This window comes from Parvularculales bacterium, assembly GCA_036881865.1.
In the GTDB taxonomy this organism is placed as follows: domain Bacteria; phylum Pseudomonadota; class Alphaproteobacteria; order JAPOUT01; family JBAJNM01; genus JBAJNM01.
In genome coordinates, this window is sequence record JBAJNM010000009.1 from 1 (window position 1) to 19,091 (window position 19,091).

At 54.1% G+C, this 19,091-nt stretch carries 20 protein-coding genes; 9 read left to right on the forward strand and 11 right to left on the reverse strand.

Features of this window, described 5'->3' with window-relative positions:
- From V6Z81_03615 to V6Z81_03625, 3 genes are all read right to left on the reverse strand, one after another.
- A partial coding sequence (locus tag V6Z81_03615) for a hypothetical protein (GenBank protein MEG9861575.1) occupies nt 1–234 on the reverse strand: 234 nt, incomplete at its 3' end.
- Nucleotides 235–536: 302 nt separating this feature from the next.
- Nucleotides 537–1,337: a hypothetical protein gene (locus tag V6Z81_03620; protein ID MEG9861576.1), complete on the reverse strand. Its 801-nt coding sequence runs from the start codon at nt 1,335–1,337 to the stop codon at nt 537–539.
- 95 nt (nt 1,338–1,432) lie between these two features.
- Nucleotides 1,433–2,437, reverse strand: coding sequence for a DMT family transporter (locus V6Z81_03625; GenBank protein ID MEG9861577.1), 1,005 nt, complete (start codon nt 2,435–2,437; stop codon nt 1,433–1,435).
- Between the two features lie 594 nt (nt 2,438–3,031).
- On the opposite strand from V6Z81_03625, the gene V6Z81_03630 reads away from it, so the two are divergent.
- Complete coding sequence (locus V6Z81_03630) at nt 3,032–4,717, forward strand: YadA-like family protein (protein MEG9861578.1); 1,686 nt, start codon at nt 3,032–3,034, stop codon at nt 4,715–4,717.
- Between the two features lie 75 nt (nt 4,718–4,792).
- On the opposite strand, the gene V6Z81_03635 is transcribed toward V6Z81_03630, so the two are convergent.
- The 4 genes from V6Z81_03635 to V6Z81_03650 form a co-directional block, all read right to left on the reverse strand.
- Nucleotides 4,793–5,134 (reverse strand): DUF4405 domain-containing protein, encoded by a 342-nt coding sequence (locus tag V6Z81_03635; GenBank protein ID MEG9861579.1) that lies wholly within the window; start codon nt 5,132–5,134, stop codon nt 4,793–4,795.
- 19 nt (nt 5,135–5,153) lie between these two features.
- On the reverse strand, nt 5,154–5,303 hold the full coding sequence (locus V6Z81_03640; GenBank protein ID MEG9861580.1) for a hypothetical protein: 150 nt from the start codon (nt 5,301–5,303) through the stop codon (nt 5,154–5,156).
- Entirely contained in the window at nt 5,290–5,457 is a 168-nt protein-coding gene (locus V6Z81_03645) for a hypothetical protein (GenBank protein ID MEG9861581.1), read from the reverse strand. Before V6Z81_03645 ends, V6Z81_03640 begins: the two co-directional genes overlap by 14 nt.
- A gap of 177 nt (nt 5,458–5,634) precedes the next feature.
- Nucleotides 5,635–7,374 carry a hypothetical protein gene (locus V6Z81_03650; protein MEG9861582.1) on the reverse strand — a complete coding sequence of 580 codons (1,740 nt, stop codon included), beginning with the start codon at nt 7,372–7,374 and terminating at the stop codon, nt 5,635–5,637.
- A 675-nt stretch (nt 7,375–8,049) separates the two neighbouring features.
- On the opposite strand from V6Z81_03650, the gene V6Z81_03655 reads away from it, so the two are divergent.
- The gene (locus V6Z81_03655) at nt 8,050–9,102 is read left to right on the forward strand and encodes a hypothetical protein (protein MEG9861583.1); all 1,053 of its coding nucleotides are present in this window, start codon (nt 8,050–8,052) and stop codon (nt 9,100–9,102) included.
- Nucleotides 9,103–9,134: 32 nt separating this feature from the next.
- Here V6Z81_03655 and V6Z81_03660 read toward each other — a convergent pair whose 3' ends face one another.
- The 3 genes from V6Z81_03660 to mgtE all read right to left on the reverse strand — a co-directional run bounded on the left by V6Z81_03660 (nt 9,135) and on the right by mgtE (nt 11,934).
- Entirely contained in the window at nt 9,135–9,311 is a 177-nt protein-coding gene (locus V6Z81_03660) for a hypothetical protein (GenBank protein ID MEG9861584.1), read from the reverse strand.
- Nucleotides 9,312–9,379: 68 nt separating this feature from the next.
- On the reverse strand, nt 9,380–10,042 hold the full coding sequence (locus V6Z81_03665; GenBank protein ID MEG9861585.1) for a hypothetical protein: 663 nt from the start codon (nt 10,040–10,042) through the stop codon (nt 9,380–9,382).
- A gap of 509 nt (nt 10,043–10,551) precedes the next feature.
- Nucleotides 10,552–11,934 carry a magnesium transporter gene (mgtE, locus tag V6Z81_03670; protein MEG9861586.1) on the reverse strand — a complete coding sequence of 461 codons (1,383 nt, stop codon included), beginning with the start codon at nt 11,932–11,934 and terminating at the stop codon, nt 10,552–10,554.
- Between the two features lie 37 nt (nt 11,935–11,971).
- On the opposite strand from mgtE, the gene V6Z81_03675 reads away from it, so the two are divergent.
- From V6Z81_03675 to V6Z81_03705, 7 genes are all read left to right on the forward strand, one after another.
- Entirely contained in the window at nt 11,972–13,072 is a 1,101-nt protein-coding gene (locus V6Z81_03675) for a glycosyltransferase (protein MEG9861587.1), read from the forward strand.
- A 91-nt stretch (nt 13,073–13,163) separates the two neighbouring features.
- Nucleotides 13,164–13,586, forward strand: coding sequence for a succinate dehydrogenase, cytochrome b556 subunit (sdhC, locus tag V6Z81_03680; protein ID MEG9861588.1), 423 nt, complete (start codon nt 13,164–13,166; stop codon nt 13,584–13,586).
- Between the two features lie 13 nt (nt 13,587–13,599).
- Nucleotides 13,600–13,998 carry a succinate dehydrogenase, hydrophobic membrane anchor protein gene (gene sdhD / locus V6Z81_03685; GenBank protein MEG9861589.1) on the forward strand — a complete coding sequence of 133 codons (399 nt, stop codon included), beginning with the start codon at nt 13,600–13,602 and terminating at the stop codon, nt 13,996–13,998.
- 11 nt (nt 13,999–14,009) lie between these two features.
- On the forward strand, nt 14,010–15,794 hold the full coding sequence (gene sdhA / locus V6Z81_03690; protein MEG9861590.1) for a succinate dehydrogenase flavoprotein subunit: 1,785 nt from the start codon (nt 14,010–14,012) through the stop codon (nt 15,792–15,794).
- Between the two features lie 23 nt (nt 15,795–15,817).
- On the forward strand, nt 15,818–16,597 hold the full coding sequence (locus V6Z81_03695) for a succinate dehydrogenase iron-sulfur subunit (protein ID MEG9861591.1): 780 nt from the start codon (nt 15,818–15,820) through the stop codon (nt 16,595–16,597).
- A 68-nt stretch (nt 16,598–16,665) separates the two neighbouring features.
- Nucleotides 16,666–17,463, forward strand: coding sequence for an undecaprenyl-diphosphate phosphatase (locus V6Z81_03700; protein ID MEG9861592.1), 798 nt, complete (start codon nt 16,666–16,668; stop codon nt 17,461–17,463).
- A 61-nt stretch (nt 17,464–17,524) separates the two neighbouring features.
- Nucleotides 17,525–18,046, forward strand: coding sequence for a hypothetical protein (locus V6Z81_03705; GenBank protein MEG9861593.1), 522 nt, complete (start codon nt 17,525–17,527; stop codon nt 18,044–18,046).
- Between the two features lie 52 nt (nt 18,047–18,098).
- On the opposite strand, the gene V6Z81_03710 is transcribed toward V6Z81_03705, so the two are convergent.
- A complete protein-coding gene (locus tag V6Z81_03710; GenBank protein MEG9861594.1) occupies nt 18,099–19,082 on the reverse strand; it encodes a complex I NDUFA9 subunit family protein in 984 nt (327 codons plus the stop codon).
- Nucleotides 19,083–19,091: the final 9 nt, after the last annotated feature.

Sequence of the window (19,091 nt, forward strand, 5' to 3'; positions counted from 1 at the left end):
CCTGATCGCGGGCCGTGCGTCTTTCAGGCTTCGGCGAATATCCCTACGCACATCGGCAGGTATGGACGACATAAGAGCGCGATATTCCGACTTACCAAAAGCAAAAAAACCAACCGGAATACCAACCAACAACAGATTCAGTGCCAGGGAAACATACAAAACCCACCTCCAGCGTTTCCAGCGACGGCCTGCGGCCTCAAGTTCCGGATTATTATTGGTATTGTCCATTGTCATATCTATTCTCCTCTATTCTCCTGCTTACTCAACACTGCCCTGAAACCCGATCAAGCCCGAATCCAAAAGCACCTCTCCACCCGTTATCTCCACTTGTTATCACCCGCTTGCCCGACACCAAAATCATCACCGGAGTCAGGCATGGTCCCTTCAAATACGGGCCGGCACTATTCATGTTCCATACAAGGTTAAACGTACCGCAGACCGGATTCCGTCGCAGAATTATTTTTTATGGCTCCGGAGCCGGAGGGGAAGTGTGCCGCGGGCCGCTGCTATGCTTGCCGACGTATGTTTGCCGTTGTTTATGTTGCGGGGCGCACGGAAAGATGGCGATAAGAAACAGATAAAACGGAAATAAACAATAAAGTAACAAGCAGGAAACTTGCCAGAGAGACAACGAAAAACAGCAGAATAAACAAGACCGGCAGAAGAAGACCGGCCTCACCTTCCGCGCTGCCCAGAACAGTGAACATAAGGACAAACACAAGTGAAAAAACGAGATAAAAAACCACAGACACCGGCAGTATTGCGCCCGCAGTGGCAAGGCACAACCGCCCGCAATTTCCCCCGGTCATTGCCCAGGCCTCTTTGATCAACAGACCTCCCCTAACCGCCGTAAGAGGCAACAACAGGCTCAGGCGCACCTGCAAATAAAGTGTCACCAATAAAAAGAACAGAAATATGCCCACACTTAAAACACCGGCAGTGCGGTCAGCACCGTCCATGACGATCAAACCGAAAACCGTTCCTGCAATTAACAGAATGCCCGGCAAGGATACAACCACCGTCGCCAGAAGATAGCGCCGATAATAGCCGCGCCAACCCGCGTTGCGTTCCCCCAGTATGATATACCGGCTCCAGGGAACGGCAAACAAAGGGAAAATTAACCACGGAAGCAAAATAATCCCATACCCCAGCAACGCAAGAGTACGAATTTCATAATAGTGATAATAGAACTCCAGCCCCAACGAATAAGCCGCCTGCAGAATAATCAGCGCGACATAGGCTAAAGCGGCGTACCGGACCAGACGCATCATGGCTCTTCCATGGCGGAAGAACCCTTCATAGGTTTCTCTCAAAACTTCGACAACGGGTAATTTCATCCTGCCCCTGTTCCCTCCGAACTCACTTCCGGCCATTACACTACCATGCATCCGTGTCAGATTCCGCTCCGGAAACCGGAATGCCCTGACCGGCCCTATCCCCCCGAAAACCGCGACGCCATAAACCGCCATGGCCGGCCGTCAACAATCGCCAGACCCAGCCCGACAAGAGCAATTCCCGCCAAATGCCGCACGGTCAAAATCTCTCCCAAAATCAGAATTCCCAGAATTAACGCGCTCACCGGAACCAGAACCGTGACCAGCGTGACATTCGCCGCGCCGACATCAGACAGGAGTTTAAAATAGATAAAATACGCCACCGCCGATGACAGCACACCCAGACAAATAACCGAGACAATGGTCCAAACACCCGGAACCGGCAGCTGCCACGGGGCATCAATCCACACGACAAGGGGCAACAGGACCACCGCCGCGACCACCGCCTGACCCGCCGCCATGGCCGTCGGCGTTACCCCCAGCCCGTAAACCCGACGCGCATAAATGGCCGCAAAGGCATAACACAGTGCCGCCGCCAACACGGCTCCCTGCGCCAGAACATCAACGCCTAACGACTCCAGCGCCTGTCCGCCGACAATGACCGCAACGCCTGCAAGGCTGACCACGGCACCGCCAAAACGGTGACCGGCAAGTTTCTCATCCTCTGTAAAAAAATGCGCCAGAACGGCAGTGAAAATAGCGCTCATGGTAATCAGGACCGCCGCCAGCCCCGATGCAATATGGGATTGCCCCCATGCAATCAGCGAAAACGGAACGGCGTTATTCAACAGCCCCACGACAACAAGCGCCGACCACGCTTTACGGGTGGCGGGCAATCGTTCACCACCGGCCCAAATAAAAACCACCAAAACAAGGGCCGCCAGAAAAACCCGAAAAAACACGATGGTAAAAGGCTGCAGTTCTTCAACGGCAACGGCGACGAAGAAAAACGACGAGCCCCACAGTACCGAAAGCACGATCAACAGGGTCCACGACCCTGCCGACATGGTCCGGTCAGGATTTAACACTCCGGCACCCATTGGTCTGGCGGCCACTGGTTTGGCGGCAGGTGGTCTAATACCGGGCAGTTTGCTGTTTTTCACGTTTTTATGTTCCCTGACCTTCATCCGTTTATGTTACATAGCCTTAATCCGGGGATTTATATACTCAGGGTTTTATATTCCCTGAACCGGTACGGGGCTTCGAAATGCCTGACGGCACCCCGAAGGGGCTATTGCACCGTCCGGCTGCGCCGCACCGTCTCAGATTTATTTGCAAAAAGCCTGACGGAGCTGCCTACGGCAGAGCCGGCATGCGGATTTCCTTATTGACCCGACGGAGCCGATAAGCGGTGATTCGCCTACGGATTGCCGGTTACACCTCCTGCCGGTTTTGCCCGTTTCTCATGGCATCCGGGGCGCCCTGAACGCCGTTTTTCGGGCATATTATACGGATTTTACCCCTATTAGTGCTTGACGTCCGTTTGAAAAGGGTTATTTTGAGGCTGGTAATGAATTTAACGGAATCCTTGCACTTGACCGGATTCCACCCTGGCAGGGAAAGATCTCAATCAGGATGATGGCACATATCTATACGCCGGCGGCAGGCTGAGTGTCTGCGATGCGATTCCACCCCCGGGGGAACTCTGACACGGCACTCACAATGACAGAATGAAGAATCAGAAAAGGAAGAACGTAATGATACAGAACTCCATTTTTTCGGGAACCTCTACTTTTTACCGGGGTATGATTTCGGTCGGCATTGCGGCGGCCTTCGCCTTTTCCGTCGGCGGGGTGATGTTGACCGGCAGCGATGCACGGGCACAGACGGTATATACGGCGGTAGATTGTTCATCGCTTACCGGAGATGCGGCGACTAATTGTGCAGCGGCAAATGAAGCTGGACGGAGAGCCAATGAAGCGTATACGGAGGCAAATGGCAAGCTAAATCCGAGTGCTTTAGACAGCTATGTCCGGACCGGCGATGCTAAGAATAATCTTGACGATTTAGACGATGTTAACGCACCTGCTCCTTCAGATAATCAGATTCTTAAATGGAACGCCACTACAAGTACATGGGAATTGGCAGCTGATGAAACCGGGACTTCGATGAATGATATTACTAGTGCGGTAAGTACAGAGACAACTAACCGGGAAACGGCGGATACGGCTCTGGGCCAAAGAATAGATACTCTGACAACGACGGTAGGTACCAAGGCAGATACGACTGCGTTAAATACAGAGATAACTAACCGGGAAAATGCGGATACGAATCTGGGCAACAGAATAGATACCGTGACGACGAGCGTAAGCAACACGAACACCAGAATAGATAATCTGCGCACTACCCTGAACTCGGAGTCCAGTGGTGGGGCGAATGATGGCCTTGCTTCGGATCTTGAACTGGCAAATGAAAGAACTGCGCGGACAAATGCGGATACGAATCTGGGCAACAGAATAACTACGCTGGAAGGCTCGTCGCAAACTGCAGATGATGTTACAAATGCTATAGCTGCTGCGGATATTGGCGATTTAAACAATATTGATGTATCCGGAGCACAAAGTGGTAATGCTCTTACATTCGATGGCAATGACTGGGTAGATACCGATCTGGATGCTACCTATGCTACGGATCAGGAACTGGCAGATCTGGAACTTGGCGATTTAGCTAATGTTGATTCTACTGCCGCTACAGATAATCAGGTTCTTAAATGGGACGACACTACCGACATGTGGACAGCGGAAGATAACGACCTTGGCGGATTAAGCGATGTTGATTTATCCGGTAATCGTGAAGAAAAGTACGTTCTTACCTGGGACGATACTGCTAATATGTGGGAAGCGAGAGAGGCCGACGTTACACAAGAGGAACTAGATGCTGAGGAAATGGCCCGGATAGATGCGGATAGGATGGAGCGAGAAGCCCGGATAGCGCAGGATGAAATCCATACCGCAAATATAGAGACCAATAGAGTTGATATAGCTGCCAATAAAGGAACGTTAGATGCCCATGGTGAGTGGATAGATGCCGCGACCGATACGTTAAATGACCATGAGATGCGGATTACAACCACGCACGCTCTGGCAACAACAAACCAGTCCAACCTGATGGAACTGGATAACCGGGTTGAAGGACTGGCACAGGATGTGGATGTTGTGCGTGAAGGCGTCGCCATATCAATGGCAATGGCCGATGCGGCCCCCCTGTTGCCCGGCGAGAGGTTCAGTCTTACGGCCGGCTATGGTCAATATGATTCAGCGCAGGCTTTCGGAGTCTCCGGGTCGGTCCGGCTGGCAAAGCGTGTCACCGCCGCCGTAGCCGGCGGCTTTGGCCTGAAACAGAGAAAATTCGGCAGCAGAGCCAGCGTCAGCTTCAAGTGGTAAGCGGGCAGACACCTGCCGTCTCTTCCTAGCATACAAGAGTGACGTTTCAGACGCGCCGTTAAACGCTAAGAGCGCCTATTTTGCGTCCTCGGCCTGTGCCGCCAGAGCATCCATCGGGATGGCGATCTCCGGCGGAACCCCGTTATTAATGGCGACACCATAAACAAGCACCAGAAGAGTCACCAAAACACCGCCAAAGGCCGCAACGAGTCTCGCCCGAACATAGTTTAACAGATGGCGGTAATTCAGCGACAGATGAGCGATCACAGACGCTACCATGACCAGTCCGAACAGTTTATGGACCGGATGCATCTGTATGGTGAACGACGGCTTTTCGATAACAAACATCATCAGCCCGGATGTGGCCATGGCAACAAAGGAAACGAATAATGAAACGGCAACAATTTTTCTAAACATTATTTTTGAACCTCTTCTGTCAGGACGATTTGACACCAGTAAAACGGCGGGCATCTTCGCCCGCATAGCGGCCCATTGCCCGGTTAAGCGCAACGGCGGACTCGAGTAACCCGATAATCTCTCCCAACCGCGAACCGGGCAATGCCGCCGTCATTTCATCCGCGCGCATTCCCGTGCGGAACCTCGTTATTAACGGCGACCCCATAAACAAGCACCAGAAGAGTCACCAGAACACCGCCAAAAGCCGCAACGAGCCGTGCCCGGACATAGTTTAACAGATGGCGGTAATTCAGCGACAAATGGGCGATAATAGATACTACCATGACCAGTCCCTGATAGGGCTGAGATATTCGTTCTCACGGACACAAAGCGGGAGCAGCCGCTTTGTGTATGCAATACCGTCGCCAACAATCCGGCATGCAGATTTTTGGCGACGGTATTGAGCCGTTCGAACCCAGAAAACACACCCCGCCGGAACGCTTCCCGTCCGGCCCGTGGCGTCAGGCGGCGGCGGTGACACTCCCGGCGGCGGAGGGGCAACAGGGGCATCCCCCGGAGCGTAAAAGGATATGGCCAGAGGTTCCGCCAGCGGCCTGAGGGCTTCCCCGAGACGCTTCGCCCATAAAGCGTGCTTCTGATGCTCCGTTTTCTGCTGCGCCATGTGTGTCAACCCTTTCCGCTCCGTTGTTCCGCGTATTGCCATCACTCCTGTAGCCCGTATAAATCTGAAAAGAATGGGCGTTAATATCCGTCTCAATCTCGATGGTTCTCTCATCCACAGCCCGCCACGACGAAAACCCGCCGCCGTCACACAATATCCTGACATTGCCGGCATCGGGCAATGTGGTCACGCGAAAAGATGTACGGTTTCCACGGGCCTCCGCATTGCCCGCAAAAACGGTTAGTTGCAACTGACCGGCCCGGGTATCATTCCACGCCTGTGCGACACCCAGAGAAGGATAGTCAACACCCTCGACGGTCGGCGCATGGTGCTTATCAAGATCGGGGTGCAAAAACAGATTACGCCACGCACCGGGCTCTCCGACTTCCGCTACCATCGCCAATGACGACATCTGCCCGCGGGGCCAGTCTTCGCCCAGATTAAACCAGAAACCGAAATCCCCGTTGTCCCTGCCAAAAAAACGGGGCTCGAAGTGCCGCTCGGCATAATCCCTCAACCGCGCCTCGGTTACATAGTCACCATATTCCCGCGAGACCGCCAGCCCGAGAGCCATAAAGCGCGGGTCAGGCATTTCCAGTACGGGAGATTGCGGATTATCCCACCCCAGAAAACTGACGGCAGCACGGTATAAAAACTCGGCAAACGCCGGCGCCTGCGGCATCATGTAAAATGAAATCGCCAACCCCATGGGCGGTGCCGTCGTCTGCATGTGATCAACCAGAGGATCGTAATACATGGGAGCCCACTCCAGTTTCCCCTCCCCGCTGATGCCGAAATATCTATCCTTATTGTGTTCCAGCCACCGTCCGTAAACATGATGGGACGATTTGCCAAAAACCGCATCATAGAGCTGAAGCCCCAGTCCCGCCGCCGACAGGCAATAGGGCCAGATTTTCGTATTCTCGCAATGAGGCCCCAGAGGGCTGGCGGTCCACTGGCTGACCAGATGCTCGACAATCCTGTGCTGGGTCCATTCAAAGCGGGCGCGGTCAACGCCCGCGACCATGAACGGGTCGCCCCACTTGTCCTCTCCCGTTACATAGGCGTGAAGGGACTGAATGAGATTCAACCATCCCTTAAAGAATAAATTACCGTCCGCGCCGATGGGGTCAGGCTGCATTCCCCACGGCTCGATATCATTGGCAACCCAGCCGGGGACGTCATACTCGCCGACCAGATGTTCGGGTATGAGCGCATCAATCCATTCCTGAGGATAGGATTTACGCCGCGGGTCGGGGCCGAACTGGGTGAGCCAGTCAATTGCCGCCCAATAGGTCACATGACGTTCGGCGAGACCGTTGAGAATCTCCCCATAGACCTCGCGCCATGCCGGTGTTCTGTCGGCCATGACGCCGATGGCATAGCAGGATTCGGACAAGTCAAAGCGCGGAAAACTCAACATGGGCGGTGTCGAGGCACCATCCCACCACGGGTGAGGTTCGCCGTCTTCGGACCAGTCGTCGGGGGTTGTCGCCTTGCGGTGCAAAAAACGCAACCACCCCGCCGCGCGATCATTCAAGCGCGGATAAGAGTTGCGAATCTCCGGTCCGTGCATCATGGAGATGTCACCGGATTATCCAATCACCCGATCAGCCATGATACAGGGTAAAAACGCGTCAATATCTTGTCAACGCATAAAAGGGGCATAAAATCATGGCCACGCTTCAGCCGTTAAACGTCACGATCTGTTAAACGTCAGGGAAACCGCCATGACCATGGACATGACACTATGGACATGATCAGGGAACGGACAGCCACTTTCAACACGACAACTGACAGCAATGCAGAATGCCATGACGTTGTCATTACCGGCACCGGGGGCGGAGATTGTGCACCCGGCGGTCAATTCCCCGGGGACGTTGACTGTGCAATTTATCCGGAAAATTGCGGCTTCCGAATTCAGGGAGCCCCGCGATTACGGCATCATGACGCCTCCGGCGCAAAAAAAGCCCATAAACCGGGAAAAATCCCATGATATCGACCGGCCGGGCGACAGAGGCCCGTGTGAGAGAAAATGAGGGGGTGTGCCGATAAACCCTTGCCGGATGCGGTTCAGAGTGTATTATGACCGCAGAACCCGGCGTGAAGTGGATGGGAACCGACAACAGCCCCGAACAGGCAGGCTTCGCTGAAAAGCGGATGATACGGCCTTGAGGGGTATTGCAAAAAGAAATCTGAACAGGCCCGGCCGGAGGCGGCTCCGCCGAGTCATGACAACCGAAAGGACAATAGTATGAATATCATCCGGATTATGACAGCAACTTTTGCAATGGCACTTCTGGCCGCCTGCGGGGGAGGGACTAGCGGTGTACGGGCCCCGGTGGTGCCCGACGCCATGGTGACGGGCGACAACATAGTGATTGAGGACGGGCAACTGGGTTCGTTCGCGAATTTATCGCAAGACGGTGATAACGCCCTGAGCGCGGCCCGCCTGGCGGCGAACGGTAACGCTCTTGCCGCACCTTCGGGTGTTGAGGGTGGTGATGCGGGTAGTGTGACCATGTCCTCCGGCACCACCGCTGTTGCCACCGCAACGGTCAACATCCCGGCATCAGGCACAACAACCTACGAGCTGGATATTGCGGGGGGAACGTTTCTGGATACCGGTAACACTTACGACAAGGCAATAAAAACCAGACTCCCTGCCGGGGCCGACACCTTTGAGGAAGTGATCCTGCTGCATGATGACGGGGACGGGGACAGGACGGCCATTCTGGCACACAACAGAGAGAATAACGCCACCGTCCAATATATCGCCTGGGGCATCTGGGCGGAAGTACCGGATGCCGGAACAGCTACTTATGGCGCTTTTGCAGACAGTACCTCCGGCCTCGTCTATAATCAGGACAATCTGCCCTCGGTTACCGGAACGGCCACTTATAATGGTCACGCCGTCGGGGCCGCTCTGGTTCCGGGCCAAAGCACAAATCCGTTTGTGGCAGATGTTAGAATCGTAGCCGATTTTAAAGTTGCCAGTAACACCGACTTCGGAAATGTTGAAGGAACGGTCGATAATTTCCGGTTCCAGAGAGGGGCTGCGCCCGTCACTTCGGTTGATCTAGAGATGGTTAATATTAGAACAAGCGGTGGAAATTCCGGATACAGTCAAGGGACTACAAGCGCGATGACCACCGGTGCCACCCCGGTGGCCCTGACGGGTGAGTGGACAAGCAGGTTTTATGGAACGGAAGGAGGAAGCACTCAACCCGCTTCCATTGGTGGAACTTTCGGTGTGCAAGCCGCAAATAATCTGGCCCTGCTGGGTGCCTTCGCGGCAGACCGCTAGACACTTACCCGGGACGCTCTCCCGGGCCATCATCAGCGCCCCGTGATGCGGTTCGCATTTACATCTACTCCCCGGTGAAGCGAGGCGCGGAGGATGCCGTTAGGTTTCACGCTGACAGGTCTGTAATACTCGTCCACCCCTGTAAATTCATCCACCGGATGAATGCTGTCTCCTATAATACCCCTGCGGGGTAGTTTCGCTTCGCTCAACAGCAGCCTACGGCTGAGCCTTTTTTCGGAAGACAGAGCACCTTCGGTGAGGACAAGCGTGGCGGACCCTACTCTCTATCGCTGTCCGCCGACATTGCCGCGCGCAGCCTACCTTCGTGCAGCTTCGCTACAAGCCTCTCATGATGACAGGCCGACTCATGGGCCTGCCGTGCCTCTATCTCGTATGGCACCAGTTTTATCCACATTCTAAAAAACGCCAGCGGTTCCTTTTTCGCGAACTCGGTCAATGCATCCAAACCGCCAATCTCTTCAAATACATCCCGTATCAAATCGACGTACGCCAGCGTTTTTTTGTTCAGCGCACCCGGCGTCCTGCCCCCCTGCCCCTTCTTAAAGGCATGTTTACGCAATTGCTGCGGAACATCGTCAAGTCCTGCGGTCTCCTCTTCTCTATCGCTGTCCGCCGATATTGCCGCGCGGCGCCTTCCTTCCTCCAGCCTCGCTTCAAGCCTCTCATGATGAGGGACCGACTCACGGGCCTTCTTCGCCTTCATCTCGTATGGCAGCAGTTTTATCCAAATTCTCGTATAAAACGCTTTCGGGTTCTTTTTCGCGAACCTGACCAATGCATCATAACCGCCGCTCTTTTCAAATGCCTGTTGCAGTATTTCGCCAACCGTCAGCGTTTTTTTGTTCAGCGCACCCGGCGGCCTGCCCCCCTGCCCCTTCTTAAAGGCATGTTTACGAAATTGCTTCGGCACTTTGCTCACACGCTGTTCTCTCCCGTTGCTCATCTGTCAATCTCCGTCTGATGTTGCTGCCGCTCCGCGCCTCCGGAGCTGCTATTGTCCTTCGTCTTGTTTCCGGGCGCCAAAGGCGGGCGCCGAGCATGTTGTATCTTCATAACAAAGATCCTTTCATTGCCTATCTATCCGGAAAACAGAGCGCCTGCGACGATCCGGTTTTCCTGTTCAGTTAATGATCTGTTAATGACGGATGGCGAACGGCTCCGGCGTTCGCCATCACTGCCCAGAAGGTCAGACAGCTCATTATTCCTGATGCCGAATTCCGGCTTCTGACGCCCCGGTAACGGCTACCGCCCCTCCCGTGGGGCCCGGGTCAACCGAACCGTGGAGTGTATTGTAGGGGTATCCCGTAAAAAAATTTCATACCGGCAGTTCACAAATGCGTTATACGGCTTTGCCTATGCAATACCGTCTCAGATTTATTTGCAAAAATCCGGCATGCAGATTTTTAGCAACGGTATTGAACCGCTCGTTCAAACAAAAAGGGGCAGAAACAAAGCGGCCAGTCCCAGAAAAATCAAAAAGCCGAAACTGTCGGTCACAAAGGTCAAAATAACGCTCACCCCCAGCGCCGGGTCACGCCCCAGCCGTTCCATCATCAAAGGAACCGCAACGCCCACAAGAGCGGCCACCAGCAGGTTGAGAGTAATCGCGGCCGTCATCAGGCCCCCCAGTAACGGGTAGCCATACAGAAAAAACGTAATGAGCCCCATCACACCACCCCATAGCAGGCCGTTGACCAGAGCGACCATCAACTCCTTGCGGAACAGGTACATAACATTGCTTCCCCCGATCTGCCCGAGCGCCAGCCCCCGCACCATAAGGGCGATGGTCTGATTGCCCGTATTGCCCGCAATGCTGGCAACAATGGGCATCAGGGTTGCCAGAGCCACCAGACGTTCAATATCTTCCTCAAACAGTGAAATCACGCGGGAGGCGAAAAAAGCCGTCATCAGATTAAGGCACAACCACAACCACCGGCGGCGGGCGCTTTCAAAAACGCGGCCCAGAATGTCTTCATCCCCCGGCAAGCCTTCGCGGTTAAACGCCTCTTCTTCACTTTCCTCACGCACCACATCCATAATCCGATCTACCGTCAAACGGCCCATCAACTGACCATGACGATCAACCACCGGTGCCGATATCAAATCGTAACGCTCAAAGGCCAATGCCGCATCACCCAGCTCCTCACCGGCCCGCACATAAACCGGATCACGGGTCATGATGTCCGCTACGGATTGCTCCGGCCCATACGTCAAGAGCGACGTCAAAGGCAACACGCCGACCAGCCGCCGCGCTTCATCAATCACAAACAGCTGATCGGTATGGTCGGGAATGGAATCAAGACCACGCAGAAATGTAAGCGCCTCCTGAATGCCGGAGGCTTCTCCAATCACAAGCATATCCGGACTCATATACCGGCCTACGGTCTCCTCCGGATAGCCTGCAATCATATCCAGCCACCGCCGGCGGGCCGGCGGCAGACTTTTCCGGAGCCGCTCTACGACAGTTCCGGTAAGACCATCGACAATCTCGTTTAAGGCTTCAGGGTCCATCATCCGGCAGAGGGCCACCAGACGGTCTTCCTCCATATCCTGAATGAGAGATTCGGCAACGCTATCGGTTACCTCATAAAGAGCATCCGCCGCAATATCAGGGTCCAGCAAATTCCACACAAGCGTGCGTTGCCTCGGAGGCAACATTTCCAACAGATGAGCAATTTCCGCATCCTGCAAGCTCGTAACGGCACTACGCAACGGCGCTTCGGACCCCTCAACGTCATGACCGTCAACAAGCTCCAAAACCGGTGCCAAACGTTCTCTAAAACGATCTTCGCTTGTTTGTAACGTCTCCATGAGTTCAACTTCTCCTTGTTATGCCGGATGTGCCTTTATGTTATACTCACGTCGGGTCATCATTAATATGTATAACGAAACCAAACAAGGATTGTCAGATCCCTTGCGTATTTTATGCGCCGGGAATTACGACGACCGTGATCAGGGACGCTTCTTTTACAGCGTCATCCGAAAACTGACAGCCGGGTTTAACCGGACCGGGCACATGGTTTATCCTTTTTCGGACAGAGATATCGCCCGCGCCTCCAATATATTCCACACACGCACTCTGGGAGTGAGGCAAACAAACCGGAAGTTTCTCATGGCGTGTGATCATTTCAAACCGGATGTCATCTTTCTTCTCCACGCCGATATTATAAAAAATGAAACCCTCCGCGAAATTCGCCACAAATACCCCCACGTTAAAATCGCCTATTGCTCGGTAGATCTGCCAACCCAACCCAGTACACGACAAAAACTCCACCGCTTTGCCGACGTGGTGGACACACTCTTTTTAACCTCATCGGGCGAAGATCAACGCCAGTTCGCACGGCCTCATAACAGGGTAGCGTTTATTCCTAATCCCGTTGATGCCTCCTGCGAGCGTTACCGCGCGTTTGAAAACCCAACCCCAAAAGCCCACGTCTTTGCCGCCATGACGGGCGAAAGCACCGACCCCAGAATAAAAACCGCCGAAGATTTGCGCCGCGCCCTGCCGGACCTCAGTTTCAGCTACTGGAGTTTTAGCGGTAACCCTTCTTTGCTGGGAGCGGATTATCTTGAAGAATTGTCCGCCTGCCGCATGGGGCTTAATCTGAGCCGCAGCAATGATATGCCCCTTTATGCGTCTGACAGAATAGCGCAATATACCGGAAACGGATTGCTGACCTTCACCCACGGCGCTACCGGTCTTCAGGCTCTTTATGACGACAATGAAATGGTCTTCTTTGATGACACTGAAGAGCTGATAGACAAGGTGCGTTATTATGCCGAGAACGACAGCATGGCGCGAACCATTGCCGCCCGGGGTCATGCCAAGGCCCACGGTGTCTATAACGAACGCATCATAGCCCGCTATATTCTGGACGTCATGACGGGAGATACGTCCCAAAGTGTGTGCGGTCATTATTTATGGCCCGCCGAACCTCTGACAGTGTAATTTTATATCTGTTGCGAACGGGAGGCGGGGTGATATACTCAAAGCCGTGGCACAATAAAGGCAACCTCCTGCGGGAAGTTCTATAAATAATATGTCTCAAACACGAAAAGCGTCATCAGACCTCAAACAACGTCCGCTTTCTCCCCACCTTCAGATCTACCGCCCCATGCTCACCATGATGCTCTCCATCATGCACCGCATCACCGGCGGTGCGCTTTATTTTGGTGCCCTGTTTCTGGCATGGTGGCTGGTCGCCACCGCTTCGGGACCGGAAGCCTATAGCGTGTTTCAGGCTTTCGCCGGCAGCCTCATCGGAAAACTCATGCTGTTCGGTTTTACCTGGGCGCTCATTCATCACATGCTCGGCGGCCTGCGGCATTTTTTGTGGGATACTGGACGCGGTTTTGACCTGCCGGTTGTCGAGTTCATGGCAAAGGCCTCGCTGACAGGCTCCGTTATACTGACGCTTGTTATCTGGGCGTTCGTCCTGACGCTCACGGGCGGACAGGGTTAAGGGACGGCAGGGGATGCAAAACAATCAGGACATGCAGACGCCCCTGCGGCGCGTCAAAGGGCTGGGGGCGGCCAAAGACGGCACCGAACACTTCTGGCGGCAAAGATTAACGGCCATTGCCAATGTTCCCCTTACGCTGATTATTCTGGTTTCCATCATTGTGAATGCCGACTCCGGCTATGCGGAGATGCGCGCCTATTTTAGCAATCCTCTTATTGCAACGGCGCTTCTGCTTCTGATTATCAGCGGGCTCTGGCACATGCGTCTGGGCATGCAGGTCATTATTGAAGATTATGTTCATCACGAGGGCCTTAAAGTGCTATCGCTGATCGCCAACACGGCTTTTGTCGTGGTGCTGGCGGTCGTTTGCATATTGTCGGTGTTACGCCTGACCCTGACGGGCGCAGCCTGAGGGACAAGCCAATGTCTACGTATGAACTGACAGACCATTATTTTGACGTCATTGTTGTCGGTGCAGGCGGGGCCGGGTTGCGGGCTACGCTGGGGTGCGCAGAAAACGGTCTCAAGACGGCCTGTATCACCAAAGTATTTCCAACGCGCAGTCATACGGTTGCCGCACAGGGCGGTATCTCGGCAGCACTGGGCAATATGGGGCCGGATGACTGGCGGTGGCACATGTATGACACCGTAAAAGGTTCCGACTGGCTGGGCGACCAGGACGCCATCGAATATCTGTGCCGCCATGCACCGGAGGCCGTCTACGAGTTAGAGCATTTCGGCGTTCCTTTCAGCCGCACGGAAGAAGGCAAAATATATCAGCGTCCTTTCGGGGGAATGACCACCAATTTCGGCGAGGGGATTGCACAGCGCACCTGTGCGGCGGCCGACCGTACGGGACATGCCATCCTTCATACGCTGTATGGCCAGTCTTTGCGTCACTCGGTAGAGTTTTTCATCGAATATTTCGCTATTGATCTGGTGATGGAGGACGGCCGGTGCCGGGGCGTGGTAGCCTTGTCGCTGGAGGATGGTTCTCTGCACCGTTTTCTCGCACATCAGACCATTCTGGCTACGGGGGGTTATGGACGGGCGTATTTCTCCTGCACCTCGGCGCATACCTGCACCGGCGATGGTTCCGCCATGGCCCTGCGCGCCGGATTGCCTTTGCAGGACATGGAGTTTGTCCAGTTTCATCCCACCGGCATTTATGGCTCGGGCTGCCTGATTACCGAAGGGTCGCGGGGCGAGGGCGGCTATCTTGTCAACAGCGAGGGGGAGCGCTTCATGGAGCGCTATGCGCCTTCCGCCAAAGACCTGGCCTCCCGCGATGTTGTCTCGCGCTCCATGACCGTCGAAATCCGCGAAGGGCGCGGTGTCGGGCCGCAGCAGGATCATATCTATCGGCATCTGGATCATCTCGACCCGGCGGTGCTTGCCGAACGGTTGCCGGGAATTTCCGAGTCAGCGCGTATTTTTGCCGGTGTTGATGTCACGCGTGACCCTATTCCCGTTTTGCCGACGGTTCATTACAACATGGGAGGGATTCCCACCAACTATCATGGCGAGGTGATTAACCCCACCGACACAGATGCCGATGCTACCGTGCCCGGCCTGATGGCGGTAGGAGAAGCGGCGTGTGTCTCCGTTCACGGTGCCAACCGGCTGGGGTCTAACTCCCTGATTGATCTGGTGGTGTTTGGCCGCGCAGCGGCCTTGCGGGCGTCCGAGCTGATTACTCCCGGCGAGCGTCATCCGGAGCCTAAAAAAGAGGCGGGTGACAATGCCATTGCACGTCTTGACCGTTTCCGTCATGCCTCAGGCAACACGAAGACCGCCGAGCTACGCCTGAACATGCAGCGCGTCATGCAGAATAATTGCGCCGTTTTCCGCACCGGCGACGTTCTGGAGGAAGGGCGGACGCTGATCAATAACGTCTATCAGGGCATTGATGATATTTCCGTATCCGACCGCTCTCTCATCTGGAACTCCGATCTCATGGAAACCCTGGAGTTTGATAATCTGATTGTGCAATCTCTCGTTACCATGGAGGGCGCCGCCAAACGCACAGAAAGCCGGGGAGGCCATGCGCGGGAAGATTATCCCGACCGTGATGATGAAAACTGGATGAAACACACCCTCGCCCGGGTCAATGATCAAGGTGCCGTGCGGCTGGATTACCGGCCCGTGCATAACCACACGCTCAGTAATGATGTACAATATATTCCTCCTAAGGAACGGGTATATTAGTTCTTTGAACAAGGATATGAATAATGGTTGAGTTGAGATTACCGCGCAATTCACGACCCAAGGAGGGTAAAAACTGGCCCGCACCGGAGGCGGCTTCCGGCGCGAAGACTTTCCGGATTTACCGGTGGAGCCCGGATGATGACGACAACCCCCGCATTGACCGGTACACCATAGACATGGAGCAATGCGGGCCGATGGTTCTGGATGCGCTCATTAAAATCAAAAATGAAACGGACCCCACGCTGACCTTTCGCCGTTCGTGCCGGGAGGGAATATGCGGCTCCTGCGCCATGAATATCGACGGCGTTAATACGCTGGCCTGTTTACGCGGGGTTGATGAAATTAAGGGAGATGTCAAAATCTATCCCCTGCCCCACATGCCGGTGGTTAAAGATCTCGTGCCGGATTTGACAAACTTTTACACACAATATGCCTCTGTCGAACCATGGCTACACACGGAGACACCGGAACCCGGCAAGGAGTGGCGGCAAAGCCATGATGACCGCGAAAAACTGGATGGTCTTTATGAGTGTATCCTGTGTGCGTGTTGTTCTACGTCCTGTCCGAGCTATTGGTGGAATAGTGACCGCTATCTGGGTCCGGCCGCACTTCTTCATGCCTACCGCTGGCTGGTCGATAGCCGGGATGAGGCTACCGGCGAGCGTCTGGATGATCTGGAAGATCCCTTCCGGCTTTACCGATGTCATACCATCATGAATTGCGCTAAAGCATGCCCCAAAGGACTGTCTCCGGCCAAAGCCATTTCCGAGGTCAAGAAAATGATGGTGGAGCGGCGCAGCTGACAGTGTCTGACCACTCTTGCTCCTCCATAAAAGCCACGCCTCCATAAGAAGGAATTTCTATCTTGCCTGTGGAGAGTATTATTCTTCTGGCCGTCATTCAGGGCATAACGGAATTTTTGCCGGTTAGTTCATCCAGCCATTTGAATCTTGTTCATATTTTCGGGGTTTCGCCGGATGGCGGCGTTCATGTGGATATTGCCGTTCATGTGGGCAGTTTGTTGGCCGTACTTGTCTATTTCAGGCATGACATCATGGCGCTTGCCAAAAGCACTCCGGGTCTTGTTGCCGGCAAGCCTTCTCCGGAGGGACGGATTTTATTATGGCTGATTGTGGCAAGTCTACCCCTTGGCGTTGCGGGCGGCATAGTATTGGCGGGAGGATATATTGACATGGTGCGCACGGGCGTGGTGATTGCCTGGGCCAATATCATTTTTGCCGTGCTTTTATATGCCGCCGACAAAACAGGGGCACACACACGTAACCTTCAAACCATGACAGCGCCTCATGCGTTGCTGGTCGGAATAGCACAAATGTGCGCCCTTATACCCGGAGCCAGCCGGGCCGGTGTTACCATCACCATGAGCCGCGCCCTCGGGTATGACCGGCAGGAGGCGGCACGTTTTTCCATGCTGCTGGCCATTCCGGCCATTGCCGGTGCAGGGCTGGGAGGGGGATTGCACGCCTTCGAGACAGGAACCCGCGCAGATTTAGCCGATCTGGCGTTGGGAGCGGGTTTGTCTTTTCTGGCAGCATTGACCGCCATTGCATTTTTTATGCGCCTGTTAGCGCATATCAACCTGACAGTTTTCGTAGTGTACCGTCTGGTGCTGGGGGCAGCATTGTTAGGCTGGCTTTATTCAGGATGATGCCGGGTATAAAAGAAGAGGTCATTAAAAAATTGATTGAATCGCTTCGTATGAGTCATGCATGAGTAAAGTGATTTACAAGACCGGTGACAAAATAATTGTTAATGACCTTATGCAAAAAGGGTATGCGTATGTTCTTTCCAAACCGGTGGGAAAGGATTTTGATCCGGAGTTTAGCCCTCACTGTACCCCCAAAGAGATGATGGCTCTTGGTGTATTTGAGGGAAAATACTGCAATGACTGCACGGACGAATTGCCGGGCGACTGGTTTGAAAATGCCAAAACAAGTAAAACATCAAACCCCGAACTCAATTATTTTGGCGTAAAGAGCCGCCAATCCCTAAAGGTATGGCAAGAAAAAGGATGGATTATCGGCCCTGACCCGAGAGGGTGGTTTCAATGGTATTGCCGCTATTATCTGGGGCGCAGAATTGAAAAGACAGATCAGGCTCAAATCAGGCGATGGAAATCTTTTGCGCGTCATGCCGGACAGATTAGAGCCAATTGTGACCGCGGAGATCTGTCCTGCCGTCCCAGACAACGGCAAGCTCTTCTGCAATGGGCACACGACCCTTTTATATAAGAAAACTTTTCACTATTCCTGACGGAGTGCCCGGAGCGATCTCTTTTACCTTCTATGATTTTTTGTAGCGGTCGGCAAAATGACCGCCTGTGCGAAACCGCTCCAGATAGGTGGGTACTATCACCTCCAGCCCCGTAGGCGTTATGCCAAGTCCTTGTGCGGTGCGGTCTTCCGCAAGAGCCTCTTTGCTGACGATGTTGTCATACTCAAGCAACGCAACCTGATCTGCCGTCAACGGCGGCGACGGTAGCCACTGCAAAAAACTGCCCATCAACCGGGCAACCGCGAAAGGAACAGGAACGAGCATTCTCCGACGTCCTATCATCCTGAGCAGCATCTCCATCAAGGAGCGAAAACTATATATCTCCGGCCCTCCAAGTTCATAAATCCGGCCCGGGGCGGCTTCATCTTCAAAGGCAGCGCATACGGCCTGTGCTACATCTCCCACATAGACCGGCTGAAACCGTGTATGCCCCCCGCCGATCAAAGGCAGGCCCGGGGCCAGAAGCGCCATAGCGGCAAAACGGTTAAAGAAATCATCTTCCGGACCAAACACTACGGAAGGACGCACCACTACAGTTTCAGGACAAGATTCTCTGACGGCCTGTTCACCCCGGGCTTTTGAACGGCCGTAGGAAGAACGCGATTCTGCATCGGCACCAATGGCAGACAGATGAACAAAATGCCGAACGCCACGGCGTGATGCACAGACCGCCAAAGAGGCTGCAGCCTGATGATGGATAGCATTAAATGTCCGGCGTCGTGTTTCATAGAGAATACCAACCAGATTGACGCATCCCCATGCTCCCTCCAGTGCGGCTTCCACCGAGGCGGGGTTGGTAATATCGGCGGCAACTACATCAATCTGACCCACCTCGCCCATGGGTTTTAGATAGGGAGCCCGATTAGGATGGCGCACCGCCACCCGAAGACGGTATCCCCGCTTAGACAGACGCCCCACAACATAACGTCCAATAAAACCTGAACCGCCAAAGACGGTAATCAAACGGTTTTCCAGTGATGGGTCTCTATTCAACGTTTTCTA